The sequence below is a fragment of the Vescimonas sp. genome (assembly GCF_057856985.1).
Genome location: NZ_DBLZXX010000004.1, coordinates 97,062 through 110,118 on the forward strand (window position 1 = coordinate 97,062; position 13,057 = coordinate 110,118).

The window sequence follows — 13,057 nt, forward strand, 5'->3', positions numbered from 1 at the left end:
CGGCGCGGCGTTTACAGGGACAGCTGCTCGGGCTCCGGACGGTCGATATGCAGGTGCTCGTAGGCTTTCCGTGTCACGCAGCGCCCCCGGGGCGTGCGGGTCAGGAAGCCGATCTGCATCAGATACGGCTCGTAGACATCCTCCAACGTGACGGATTCCTCTCCGATGGTGGCGGCCAGCGTCTCCAGGCCCACCGGTCCTCCGCCGTAGTTTTCAATGATGGCGCGGAGCATACGGCGGTCCACCTGATCCAGACCCAGGAAGTCTACCTCCAGCGCCAGCAGCGCCTGATCGGCCACCTTGCGTGTAATGACGCCGTCAGCTACCACCTGGGCGAAGTCGCGGACGCGGCGGAGCATGCGGTTGGCGATACGGGGTGTGCCGCGGGAGCGGCGGGCGATCTCCATGGCGCCCTCCGGCTCGATCTCCACATTGAGGATACCGGCGCTGCGGGTCACGATGGTGGCCAGCTCCTCCGGCGTATAGAGCTCCAGCCGCAGTGTAACGCCGAAGCGGTCCCGCAGCGGCGCAGACAGGGAGCCCGCTCGGGTGGTGGCGCCGATCAGGGTAAAGCGCGGCAGGTCCAGCCGGATGGAGTTGGCGGAGGGCCCCTTGCCGATGATAATGTCGATGGCGTAGTCCTCCATGGCGGGGTACAGGATCTCCTCCACCGACCGATTCAGCCGATGGATCTCGTCTACAAACAGGATGTCGTTCTCATTGAGGTTCGTCAGCAGCGCTGCCAGATCCCCAGGCTTTTCAATGGCAGGGCCGGAGGTGATGCGGATATTGACGCCCATTTCCTGGGCAATGATGCCGGCCAGCGTGGTTTTTCCCAGGCCCGGGGGGCCGTGGAGCAGCACGTGATCCAACGATTCCGTGCGGCGGCGGGCGGCTTCAATGAAGATAGACAGGTTCTGCTTGGCCTTCTCCTGCCCGATGTACTCCGCCAGTGTGTGGGGACGCAGGGATGTCTCGCCGGTGTCCTCAGCGAGGAACGTCTTGGCGACAATAGACTCCTCGTAGATGTCTGTGCCGAAGTCGATGCTCATGCTGTGCCCTCCCCTACTTTACCATTTTCTTCAGCGACTGCCGGATGATCTCCTCCAACGGCAGCGCGTCCATGTCGATGCCCTTCAGGGCGGCGGCGATCTCCTGAGAGCCGTAGCCCAGCACCGCCAGCGCCGCCGTGGCCTCGCCGGCTTTGTTGTTCTGAGCGGGCATGGCAGCGGCCGCACCGCTGCCGGCCTCAAAGCCGCCCTGCTCCTTGATCAGCTTGTCCTTCAGCTCCAGAATGATGCGCTGGGCGATTTTCTTACCGATTCCGGGCGCGGCGGTCAGAGCCTTCTCGTCACCCATCACCACCGCCATGGACAGCTGCTGCGGCGTCGTGGACGACAGGATGGACAGCGCGGCCTTGGGGCCCACGCCGGACACACCGATGAGCATCTTAAAACTGCGCAGCTCGCTCTGGCTGGCGAAGCCGAACATCTCCATGGCGTCCTCCCGCACGTTCAGATAGGTGTAGAGCTTGGCCCGCTCCCCTTTCTTCAGCTGAGAGAGCGTATAGTTGGTGGTGGCGCAGGCGTAGCCTACGCCGCTGCAGTCGATGACGGCCAGACCGGCTTCGATCTCCGCCACGGTGCCGTTGACATAGTAGAACATATCAGACAGTCTCCTTCACGTTGGGATCCTTGCGCCGCAGCAGACTGGTGGCACTGCGGGCGTGGCAGATGGCGATGGCCAGCGCGTCCGCCGCATCGTCGGGCCGCGGCACGGCATTCAGCTTCAGCAGGCGCCGCGTCATGTCCATGACCTGTTTTTTCTCGGCCAGACCGTAGCCCACCACCGCCTGCTTTACCTGCATGGGCGTGTACTCGTAGATGGGGACGCCCATCTTCTCCGCCGTGCAGAGGATGACGCCGCGCCCGTGGGCCACGGCGATGCCGGTGGTGATGTTCTTGCTGAAAAAAAGCTCCTCGATGGCGATCTCATCCGGCTGGAACTGCCGGATCAGCTGGGTCAGATCCTGTTCGATCTGTACCAGCCGCGTGGCCAGCGGCAGCCCCGCCGATGTGTTGATGGCCCCGTATTGCAGCATCCGCACGGCGCTGCGCTCCGTCTCGATAAGGCCGAAGCCTACGATGGCCACGCCGGGGTCGATACCCAAAATGCGCATGGCGCTCCTCCACCTCTTAAACATTAGTTCTATTATAGCAAACCGACGGCAAAATAGCAACAAAAACCGCCCTGTTTTCACAGGGCGGTCTGTCGGTGCGGCGCAGTGTTTCAGGCGCGTGGATGCGCCTTGTTGTACACGTCTTTCAACTGCTTCTTGATGACATGGGTGTAGATCTGGGTGGAGGAGATATCGGCATGCCCCAGCATCTCCTGGATGGAGCGGAGGTCCGCACCGTTCTCCAGCAAATGTACCGCGAAGGAGTGGCGCAGCGTGTGGGGCGTGATGTCCTTGTTGATCTCCGCCTTCTCCTGATAGTACTTGATGATCTTCCAAAAGCCCTGACGGCTCATGCGCTCGCCGTTCATGTTGACAAACAGGGCCTGCTCGTTCTCGTCAGCGATGATGCGGGGCCGGATATCCTTCACGTAGTCCTCCAGCGCCTTGACGGCGGCAGGATACAGCGGCACGATGCGCTCCTTGTCCTTGCTCCGGCATCGGATGAAGCCTGCGGACAGGTTGATGTCACCGACGTTCAGACCGATGAGTTCCGACACGCGGATACCGGTGGCGTACAGCAGCTCCAGCATGGCGTGGTCACGGAACCCCTTCTCGTCCACGCACTTGGGCTGTTCTAAGAACAGCTCCACCTCTCGGTTGGTCAGGATCTCCGGATATTTGCGCTCCACCTTCATGGCTGTCACCGCTTTGGCGGGGTTGGTCTTAACTGCGCCGGACTGCACCATGTAGCTGTAGAAGGACTTGATGGATGCGGTAGAGCGGGTCACGGTGGCGGGAGACTTCCCGCTGTGGTTCATATGGAGCAGGTACTCGTTGATGGTCTCCTTCTTCACCTTGCGGAGGTCGGCAGTACCGTTGGTGATGAGCCAGCTCTGGAATTGGGTCAGATCGCGTATGTAGGAGCTGAGGGTATTGGCGGAGGCCCTTTTCTCCTCGCTTAGATAGGCGCGGTAGGCCGCGATATAGTCCGTCATATTCCCTCACCCCTCTCCTTTTTCAGGCGATACGCGCCAAAATAAGCGCAAAAAATTTTGGTACAATGGCGCACTCCACCACCGTACCGGTCAGAAGCACAAACACACAAAACAGCAGCATCCGCCAGTTCAGCTCCGGTCTGCGGGGCCGCAGACGCGGCATGGCGCGGCACGCCTGGGCAAAACCGGCATCGGCCAGGCACAGCGTACACGGCAGCACAAACAGACACCGCAGCCCCAGAGCTGCCAGCGCCAGCAGCACACCGTCCCGTCCCAGCGCTGCAGCGAAGCAACACACGGAAAAGGACAGAAAAAACCCCTGTGCCGCACACAACAGTGGGATCAGAGCCACACCGGCGGCACTGAGCCCGAACAAAAACGCCAGCAGCGGATACCGCAGGTAGGCTGCCGCCGCGGACAGTACGGACACAGGCTGCTGCGAGCGGCCGTCCGCCAGTTGGGCGTAGCTCTGGACGTAGGCGCCCAACTGCGCCAGCGCGTCGGTGCTGATGCTCCGGCGCGCCGGATACGCCGCCGCCATACCCAGCAGGAAACAAACACACAGTATCCAAAAACGCATGTCCGACTTTACCGCCGGATGTGCCCCATTCTTACGCAGCTTCATCGGCTCACCTCGTCTTACCGTATGAGCCGGCGCGCACAAATAGACCGCGAGCGGATGTACTAAATAATATATGGCAAATCTCACAAAACCGCAAGGGCTTTCGCGCAAAAAGCCGTTTTTTGTAAATTATGCCAAAATGTTATGTAAACGCAATTATGTAAACCGCATAAACGAGGAGGGCGGAGGCTCTCGGGAACCTGCACAATCGGCGATATGTGGTCGGGTCGGAAAAATCGCGCACAATATATTGGCTCCGCCCCCGATGACCCGCAGGCGGTCAGGGGCGGCCTTCCCCGTCAAGGCTTTTTAGGCGAAACGAAGAATTTCGTTATTTTAACCATGCTCTTTTTTATGTCACCGCCGTCCGTGGGCTGTGGCGCGGCGCGGCCGCTCCCCTGCTCTACGGGTCCCCGCCTGCCGCTTTCCCTTTTTCCGGCCCGGCAGCCCTGCCAGCACCGCACCGCCGAAGATGGCCCCTGTCAGCAGCGGGCCGTGCGCGGCAAAATTTGTCTCGCCGCCGATAGCCACCAGCCACACCACCGCGTACAGGCACACCGCCACCGCCAGGCTCTGGGGCAGCGGCGGAGCGCTGCTGCTGCGGATGGCGCTGCGCCCGCCGATCATCACGGCGGCGGCATAGGCGGCGCAGACCAGTGCCGACGCCGCACTCTCTCCTACCAGCCCGCGCTGGAGCATCAGAGCCGCCGCAGCCAGCAGGAGCAGCAGCGTCACCACGGCCAGCAGTAACCCCTTCCACGCCGCCGCACCCAGCAGCTTCTTTACGGACATAAAAATACCTCCCCCAACATGCTTTTTTACAGCATATTCGGGAGAGGTATTATTCTATGCGGGGAAGTTACTTGCTCTCGCTGTCCTCGGTTTTCTCGGCGGGAGTCTCAACAGTCTTTTCCTCAGCCTTGTCGGCCTTCTTGTCCTTCTTGGCGGGACGCTGCTGGGCGGCGGCCTGCTCGTCCAGCGTGCCGACCTGGCCGATAGCGGACTTCAGGAACTCCACGCGGACGCGGTCCTCGCTGGTCTCGATGACCACGGTGCGGTCCGTGATACCCACGACGCGGCCGTACACGCCGCCGATGGTGGTCAGCCAGTCGCCCTTCTTCAGGGAGTTGCGCATCTCCTCGGCCTGCTTTTTCCGCTTGTTCTCGGGGCGGATCATCAGGAAGTAGAAAATGGCGATCATCAGGACGATCATCATGATCGTGGAACCCATACCGGTACCGGCGCCGGTGGTGCCGGTGGTCGATGCGTATGCGATGTCAAACATGGAACGTTACTCCTTTTTTACATAATGGCACTATTATACCGAACCTCGTCCTCTTTGGCAAGGGGTTTCACACACGTTCTGCCAATTTTTTGCTGTATGCGCCGCGGAACTCCTCGAAGCAGTCCTGATCCAGACTGTCGCGGATGCGCTGGGTCAGCTTGTTATAAAAATACAGATTATGCATCACCGCCAGACGCATGGCCAGCATCTCCTCCGCCGTGAACAGGTGCCGCAGGTAGGCGCGGCTGAAATTCCGGCACACGGGGCAGTCGCATTCAGGATCGATAGTTCCCTCGTCCAGCTTGTACTTGGCGTTCTTGATGTTCAGCGTGCCGCTCCAGGTGAACAGCTTGCCGTGACGGGCATTGCGGGCAGGCATCACGCAGTCGAAGAAGTCCACACCGCGGGCCACGCCCTCAATGATGTTGCTGGGCGTACCCACGCCCATGAGATAGCGGGGCTTATCCGCCGGCATATAGGGCTCTACCTTCTCAATGATGTCGTACATCACATCCGTGGGCTCCCCTACCGCCAGGCCGCCGATGGCGTAGCCGTCGCAGTCCAGCTTGGCGATCTCCTGCATGTGCCAGGTCCGCAGGTCTGCGTAGGTGGCGCCCTGGTTGATGCCGAACAGCATCTGCCGGGGGTTGATGGTGTCCGGCAGCGCGTTGAGCCGGTCGTGCTCCGCTTTGCACCGCGCCAGCCAGCGCAGCGTCCGCTCACAGCTGGCCTTGGCGTAGTCGTAGGGTGCAGGGTTCTCCACGCATTCGTCGAAGGCCATGGCAATGTCGGAGCCCAGGTTGGACTGGATGCGCATGCTCTCCTCCGGCCCCATGAAAATGCGGCGGCCGTCCAGATGACTGGCAAAGGTGACGCCCTCCTCGCTGATCTTCCGCAGGCCGGCCAACGAGAACACCTGGAAACCACCGGAGTCCGTGAGGATAGGGCCGTCCCAGCGCATGAACTTGTGCAGGCCGCCCAGCTGGCGCACCACGTCGTCGCCGGGCCGCAGGTGCAGGTGATACGTGTTGGAAAGCTCGATCTGTGTGCCCAGCTGCTCCTTCAGATCCAGTGCGCTGACGCCGCCCTTGATGGCGGCCTGGGTACCCACATTCATGAACACCGGCGTCTGTACCTCGCCGCCGTGGGCGCAGGTGAACACGCCCCGCCGCGCCTTGCCCTGTTTTTTGATGACTTTGAACATTTATGCCTCCTCCATATCATCCAGCGCCTTCTCCGCCATGCGGCGGGAGCCCAGCAGCCATACCAGGTCGCCGCGCTGGATCACGAAATTCACGTCGGGTCCGATAATGGGCAGCAGGTTCCGCTGTAACCCCAGGATCATGCAGTCATAGTTCTCTCGCAAACCGCTGTCGCGGATGGTGCAGCCCGCCAGATGATCATTCTTCGCCACAGCCAACGTGTAGGTATACAGTGCCTTCTCTCCGCTGATATAGGCATGCAGCGTGGGCAGCTCCGCCTCCCCCGCCCCTACGGACAGTCGCAGGGAGACCAGGTTCTCCCGCTCACCCAGGACGGCCAGCCGGTCTCCCTCGCTGAGCACCGTGTCACCGGAGGGGATGTCCAGCTCCCGCTTGCCGTGGACAATCTTGATGATATTCACGCCATAGCGCCTGCCCCAGCCCAGAGCCCGCAGATCCTTCCCTGCCTCCTCCGATGGGCAGATCAGCTCCGTGACGTACAGCTTCTCGTCCAGCCATGTGGCATCGTCGCTGTCGCCGTACTGCTGCAAAAGGCGCTCATTGAAGTTGGTAAGGAACCGCGTCTCCACCGACAGGTAGGCCGACGCGAACCATCCGAAGTGCCCTGCCACCAGCACCGCCGCTGCCAGCAGCGGCAGCAGCCACAGACTGTGGATGCCCAGCACCGTCCGGATAGGCAGGAACACGATGAGCACGATGACGAGCACGCGGATGACGCTGAGAGCGATCAGCGGCAGACGAAAGCTGCGCTTCTTCGCCCACAGCACCGTATACTGCGGCGAATGGGCATCCAGCATGGGCCGGATGAACATGGCGATGCACAGATAGACAGCGCACAGCGTGATGGCCTTACTGATCCACAGCACATGGATGGTCTCCCGCAGCAGCGGCAGCAGCACCGCGTCACCCAGAATCACGATGCCCAGCATCAGCACGCCATAGAATACCGTTCTTTTCACATAGCGGCGCAGGAACACGGCCCAGTCGCTGTCCTGCTCCTTGACGCTCTGCTCCTCGTCGGTGTAGCGCTCCAGCTGCTGCACCAGCTTCTGCGGCAGCAGTCTTTCAAGACCGGTGCAGATCCGATCGGCGCTCTTGATGAAGAACGGTGTGGTCAGCGTGGTGATGACCGATACAGAGATGATGATGGGATAGATGTAGTCCGCGATGACGCCCAGCGACAGGCCCAGCGACGCGATGATGAACGCGAATTCGCCGATCTGCGCCAGCGAGCAGCCGCAGTAGATGGCCTGCCGCAGCGTGTGGCCCGACAGCAGCACGCCCAGCGAGGAAAACAGCAGCTTCCCCACGATGGTCACCGCGGTCAGTATCAGGATAGGCCAGATGTACTTTACCACGGCGCCGGGATCCAGCATCATACCCACAGAGATGAAGAATACCGCGCCGAACAGGTCTTTAACGCCGGAGGTCAGGTGTTCCACCCGCTCGGCGTGGACGGTGCCTGCCAGCAGCGAACCGGCCAGAAACGCGCCCAGCGCCGAGGAGAAGCCAAGCGCGTCCGCCAGAAGCACCATACCGAAGCAGATGCCCAGCGACACGATAAGCAGCGTCTCGTCGCTCATCAGCTTGGACGCCTTGTTCAGCAGCGTAGGCAGCAGGAAGATGCCCAGCACCAGCCACAGCACCAGATACAGCACCAGCAGTCCCAGCTGCAGCGCCAGTGCGCCGCCGGAGATGGACTTACTGACGGAGATGGTGGACAGGATGATCATCATGAAGATGCCCGCGATATCCTCCATCACCAGCGTGCCGAACACCAGCTGGGCGAAGTCCGTTTTCCGGACGTTCAGTTCATCGAAAGCCTTGATAATGATGGTGGTGGACGACATGGACAGCATGCCGCCCAGGAAGATGCTGTCCATGGTGCCCCAGCCCATAAGCTGTCCCACGGCGAAGCCCATGGCCAGCATGCCGCCCACCTCCACCAGCGCTGTGATGATGGCGGTGCCGCCCACGCTGGCCAGCTTGTGGAGGTTGAACTCCAGTCCCAGGCAGAACATCAGGATGATGATGCCGATCTCGCTCCATGTGGACACTGCCTCGATGTCAGCCAGCGAGAAGAATAACGGCATATAGGGGCCGATGAGGAATCCCGCCAGTATGTAGCCCAGGACCAGCGGCAGATTCAGCTTTTTGAAGATAACGGTGATGACACCGCCGGTCAGCAGGATAACGGCAAGGTCAGAAACGAGATCCGGCAAATGCACCTGAAGTCCTCCTTTTCCTTTTAGTGGATAAACATCGCATCGCCAAACGAGAAGAACCGGTAACGCTGCTCCACGGCCTCCTTGTAGGCGGACAGCACATGCTCCCGTCCCGCCAGCGCAGATACCAGCATGATGAGGGTGGACTCCGGCAGGTGGAAGTTGGTGACCAGCGCGTCCATCACCTTAAAGCGGTAGCCCGGGTAGATGAAGATGTCCGTCCAGCCGGCGCTGGCCCGCATGGTGCCGTCCTCCGCCGCCTGAGACTCCACGGTGCGGCAGCTGGTGGTGCCCACGCAGATAACGCGGCCGCCGCTGCGCTTCGTCTCGTTGATGAGATCCGCCGTCTCCTGCGGGATAACGCAGTATTCGCTGTGCATGGCGTGGTCGGTGACCTCCTCCTCCTTCACAGGGCGGAAGGTCCCCAGTCCCACATGTAGTGTAACGTAGCCTACCTTTACACCCATTTGCTGAACGCGCTCCAGCAGCTCCGGTGTGAAATGCAGGCCCGCAGTAGGTGCGGCGGCGGAGCCGTTCACCTTGGAGTAGACGGTTTGATACCGCTCCCTATCCTGCAGTTCCTCCTTGATGTAGGGCGGCAGCGGCATCTTGCCCAGCCGATCCAGTACCTCCAGGAAAATGCCCTCGTAGGAAAAGCGCACCAGCCGATTGCCGTCCGGCAGCTCCTCCGCGATCTCCGCCGTCAGCTCACCGTCGCCGAAGGACACCTTCGCGCCCTTGCGCAGCTTCTTCCCCGGCCGCACCAGACACTCCCACACGTTGCTGCCGCGGTCGATGAGCAGCAATATCTCGCACACGCCGCCCCCAGGCACGCGATGGCCCAGCAGCCGCGCCGGCAGGACGCGGGAATTGTTCAGGATCAGGCAGTCGCCGGGCCGCAGGTACTCCGGCAGGTCGAAGAAGTGCCGGTGCTCTGTGGCACCGGTCTCCTTATCCAGCACCAGCAGCCGTGAGGCGTCCCGCTGAGGGATGGGTGTCTGGGCGATAAGCTCCGGCGGCAGGTCAAAATAAAAATCATGGGTCTTCATAGGCATACCACACATTCTTTCATATAGTAACATCTTATTATAGTATAAAATCTCGCGCCGTTCAACCACTTTCTGCGGCCTTACGCCCCGAAACGCTCCAAAGGCTGCGGCGAAGCCGCAGCCTTTGAGGTAGTAACATTTTATGCGCAGATGACCGGCTCTATCACACCAGAACGGCGCGGTGGAATACCTTTTTGCCCTTTTTGATAATGACGCCGTCGCCGGTGAACTGCTCGCAGCCGAAGGTGGTCTCGATGGCGGACACCTTCTGGTCATTGACTGCCACGCCGCCCTGCTGTACCAGACGGCGTGCCTCGCCCTTGGAGGCGGCCAGCCCGCACTTCACCAACAGCGTCAGAACGTCGATGGCGCCGCCGCCGAAGTCGTCGTTGGTCAGCTCGGTAGTGGGCATGTGCTCGGTGTCACCGCCGCCGGAGAACAGTGCCTTGGACGCGGCGCGGGCCTTCTCGGCCTCGTCCTCGCCGTGGACCAGCTTCGTCAGCTCGTAGGCCAGGATGTCCTTGGCTTCGTTGAGCTGCGCGCCCTCCCAGTTGGACATCTTATCGATCTCCTCCAGCGGCAGGAATGTCAGCATGCGGATGCACTTAAGCACGTCGGCGTCGTCGATGTTGCGCCAGTACTGATAGAACTCGAAGGGGCTGGTCTTGTTGGGATCCAGCCACACGGCGTTGCCGGCGGTCTTGCCCATCTTGTTGCCCTGGGAGTCTGTCAGCAGAGTGATGGTCATGGCGTGGGCGTCTTTGCCCAGCTTGCGGCGGATCAGCTCGGTGCCGCCCAGCATATTGGACCACTGGTCGTTGCCGCCGAACTGCATATTGCAGCCGTTGTGCTGGAACATATAGTAGAAGTCATAGCTCTGCATGATCATGTAGTTGAACTCCAGGAAGCTCAGTCCCTTCTCCATGCGCTGCTTGTAGCACTCGGCACGCAGCATGTTGTTGACGGAGAAGCAGGCACCCACCTCGCGCAGCAGGTCCACATAATTCAGATCCAGCAGCCAGTCGGCATTGTTGAGCATGATGGCCTTGCCCTCGCCGAAGTCAATAAATCGCTCCATCTGGCGCTTGAAGCACTCGGCGTTGTGGTCGATATCCTCCTTGGTGAGCATCTTCCGCATATCGGTACGGCCAGAGGGGTCGCCGATCATGGTGGTGCCGCCGCCGATGAGGGCGATTGGCTTGTTGCCCGCCATCTGCAGACGCTTCATCAGGGTCAGCGCCATGAAATGACCTGCCGTCAGAGAGTCCGCCGTGCAGTCAAAGCCGATGTAGAACGTGGCCTTGCCGTTGTTGATCATCTCGCGGATCTCTTCCTCGTTGGTGACCTGCGCGATGAGGCCGCGAGCCACCAGTTCTTCGTAAATTCCCATTTTTTCAGTTTCCTTTCCGTTGATGTTGTTGTCATTTTCCTGGCAAAGGACGAAAAAAACGCCCCCTGCCTGCTGACAGAGGGCGATCAGAATCGCGGTACCACCTCATATTCGCCATGCCCTCACGGACATGGCCTCGTCGGGTGCTGACACACCCTGCCGCTGTAACGGGCGGACCCGACACATCCCTACGCGCCCAACGGCTTCAGGAGGCTGCTCCAGGATGTATTCACAGGCTCCGCCCTGTCCTCCTCGCACCGTCCGGAGGCTCTCTTTGCAGGCGCAGAAGCGTGCTACTTCTTCCCTTCATCACTGTGGCATTATCAAGTTGTCACTATTTTAGCAGAAATTCTCCGTTTGTCAACTATCATTTTACCGAAACCGGTGCATTGGCGTCAACGCATGGAAGCACGAAACTTTTCCGCCTCAGCCAGCAGTTCCTCCGCCCCATCCAGTATGGTCTGGGACACGTGGCTGCCGCCGGTAAGCCGGGCCAGCTCCTGACGGCGCTGTTCCCGATCCAGACGCTGCACAGCGGTGTAGGTGCGACCGTCCCGCTCCCCCTTCTCCACGGAGAAATGAGTATCCGCCATGGCCGCCAGCTGCGGCAGATGGGTGACGCACAGCACCTGCTTGCGGCGGCTGATGCGGGCCATCTTCTCCGCCACCTTCTGGGCGGCACGGCCGCTGACGCCGGTATCCACCTCATCGAACACCAGCGTGCCCACCTGATCCTGCTCACTGAGCACGTTTTTCATGGCCAGCATGATGCGGGCCAGCTCACCGCCGGAGGCGATCTTGTGGATAGGCCGCAGCTCCTCGCCCGCATTGGCGGACATCAGGAACCGCACCTGGTCCATGCCATCGGCGCTGAGAGGCTTCTCTGCGATGTCCACGGCGAACCGGATCCTGCCCATGTCCAGCTGCCGCAGCTCCTCCAGGATCTGGGCGGACAGCCGCTCCGCCGCCTGCCGCCGCCCCTCGGACAGAGCCTGCGCCGCACTGACGGCTTCCTTCTCCGCCTTGCCCAGCTGCCGCTCCAGCTGTGTCAGCGCATCACCGGCGTACTCGATCTGCTCCAGCTCGGCGCGGCAGCGCTCCAGATAGGCCAGCATGTCCTCCACGCTGGGGCCGTACTTCTTTTTCAGGCGATACAGCTGGTCCAAGCGGCTCTCCACATCGTCCAGCTCGTTGGGCGAGAAATCGAAGCCCTCCCGCTTGTCCTCGATGGTGGCTGCCACATCGTAGGCTTCGCTGTACAACGCCTCCAGCCGCTGGTACAGGCCGGCGTAGTCGTCGTCCAGATGCCGTACCGCGCCTACGGAGTCCTGCGCCCGCCGCAGCATGCCCAGCGCACCATCGCCGCTGTCGTCGCCGTTGAGGGCGTAGTCTGCCTCGGCCACGGCGGAGGTAAACTTCTCCGCGTTGCGCAGCAGGTTCCTCCTCGCAGCCAGTTCCTCTTCCTCGCCGGCGCGGAGCTTCGCCCGCTCCAGCTCGTTGATCTGGTAGGTCAAGGTATCTACGCGGCGCGCTTTTTCCGATTCGTCCATCTGCAAGGACTGTATTTTTCGTTGTATCGCTGTAAAGCTATTATACTTTTCAGCGTATGTATTAATAAGACTTTCCAGCTTTCCAAAGCTGTCCAGGAACTGCAAATGCTGCTCCTCGTCCAGAAGCTGCTGGCCGTCGTGCTGCCCATGGATGTTCAGCAGGCGGCTGCCCAGCGCCTTCAGCTGGCCCACCGTTACCGGCCGTCCCCCCACGCGGCAGACGCTCTTACCGTCACTGTGGATCTCCCGCTGCAGCAGCAGGGAGCCGTCCTCCTCCGGTGTCACGCCCTGCTCCTCCGCGATGGCGGAGTCCACACCGGAGAACACCGCGCTGACAAACGCCTTGTCCGCGCCGGTGCGGATGAGTTCGCGGCTTGTCCGCTGGCCCAGCACCGCGCTGAGGGCATCGATGACAATGGATTTGCCCGCGCCGGTCTCGCCGGTCAGCGCGTTGAAGCCTGCCTCGAACCGGATGTCCGCCTCCTCGATGATGGCGATATTTTCAATGTGGAGCACTTCCAGCATGGCGCTACCCTCCT

The 13,057-nt window shown here is 61.1% G+C and carries 12 protein-coding genes and 1 other annotated feature; all 12 genes read right to left on the reverse strand.

Annotated elements, in window-relative coordinates; all coding sequences use genetic code 11:
- Positions 1–11 precede the first annotated feature (11 nt).
- Complete coding sequence (gene ruvB / locus ACZM22_RS05390; protein ID WP_489543347.1) at positions 12–1,052, reverse strand: Holliday junction branch migration DNA helicase RuvB; 1,041 nt, start codon at positions 1,050–1,052, stop codon at positions 12–14.
- A gap of 13 nt (positions 1,053–1,065) precedes the next feature.
- Positions 1,066–1,665 carry a Holliday junction branch migration protein RuvA gene (gene ruvA / locus ACZM22_RS05395; RefSeq protein WP_489543348.1) on the reverse strand — a complete coding sequence of 200 codons (600 nt, stop codon included), beginning with the start codon at positions 1,663–1,665 and terminating at the stop codon, positions 1,066–1,068.
- Position 1,666: 1 nt separating this feature from the next.
- Positions 1,667–2,179: a crossover junction endodeoxyribonuclease RuvC gene (gene ruvC / locus ACZM22_RS05400; RefSeq protein ID WP_484423913.1), complete on the reverse strand. Its 513-nt coding sequence runs from the start codon at positions 2,177–2,179 to the stop codon at positions 1,667–1,669.
- Positions 2,180–2,289: 110 nt separating this feature from the next.
- Positions 2,290–3,174: a site-specific tyrosine recombinase XerD gene (gene xerD / locus ACZM22_RS05405; protein ID WP_483267695.1), complete on the reverse strand. Its 885-nt coding sequence runs from the start codon at positions 3,172–3,174 to the stop codon at positions 2,290–2,292.
- A gap of 22 nt (positions 3,175–3,196) precedes the next feature.
- On the reverse strand, positions 3,197–3,799 hold the full coding sequence (locus ACZM22_RS05410; protein WP_489543349.1) for a stage II sporulation protein M: 603 nt from the start codon (positions 3,797–3,799) through the stop codon (positions 3,197–3,199).
- A gap of 354 nt (positions 3,800–4,153) precedes the next feature.
- Positions 4,154–4,588 (reverse strand): hypothetical protein, encoded by a 435-nt coding sequence (locus ACZM22_RS05415; RefSeq protein WP_489543350.1) that lies wholly within the window; start codon positions 4,586–4,588, stop codon positions 4,154–4,156.
- Between the two features lie 67 nt (positions 4,589–4,655).
- The gene (gene yajC, locus ACZM22_RS05420) at positions 4,656–5,081 is read right to left on the reverse strand and encodes a preprotein translocase subunit YajC (RefSeq protein ID WP_489543351.1); all 426 of its coding nucleotides are present in this window, start codon (positions 5,079–5,081) and stop codon (positions 4,656–4,658) included.
- A 67-nt stretch (positions 5,082–5,148) separates the two neighbouring features.
- Positions 5,149–6,285 (reverse strand): tRNA guanosine(34) transglycosylase Tgt, encoded by a 1,137-nt coding sequence (tgt, locus tag ACZM22_RS05425; RefSeq protein WP_489543352.1) that lies wholly within the window; start codon positions 6,283–6,285, stop codon positions 5,149–5,151.
- Complete coding sequence (locus ACZM22_RS05430) at positions 6,286–8,526, reverse strand: monovalent cation:proton antiporter family protein (RefSeq protein WP_489543353.1); 2,241 nt, start codon at positions 8,524–8,526, stop codon at positions 6,286–6,288. It lies immediately after the preceding gene.
- 26 nt (positions 8,527–8,552) lie between these two features.
- A complete protein-coding gene (gene queA, locus ACZM22_RS05435; protein ID WP_489543354.1) occupies positions 8,553–9,578 on the reverse strand; it encodes a tRNA preQ1(34) S-adenosylmethionine ribosyltransferase-isomerase QueA in 1,026 nt (341 codons plus the stop codon).
- Positions 9,579–9,741: 163 nt separating this feature from the next.
- Positions 9,742–10,968, reverse strand: a complete 1,227-nt coding sequence (gene tyrS / locus ACZM22_RS05440) for a tyrosine--tRNA ligase (protein ID WP_484436956.1) — start codon at positions 10,966–10,968, stop codon at positions 9,742–9,744.
- A gap of 75 nt (positions 10,969–11,043) precedes the next feature.
- Positions 11,044–11,287 (reverse strand) — a binding site (T-box leader).
- A 76-nt stretch (positions 11,288–11,363) separates the two neighbouring features.
- A complete protein-coding gene (gene recN, locus ACZM22_RS05445; protein ID WP_489543355.1) occupies positions 11,364–13,043 on the reverse strand; it encodes a DNA repair protein RecN in 1,680 nt (559 codons plus the stop codon).
- Between the last annotated feature and the right edge of the window lie 14 nt (positions 13,044–13,057).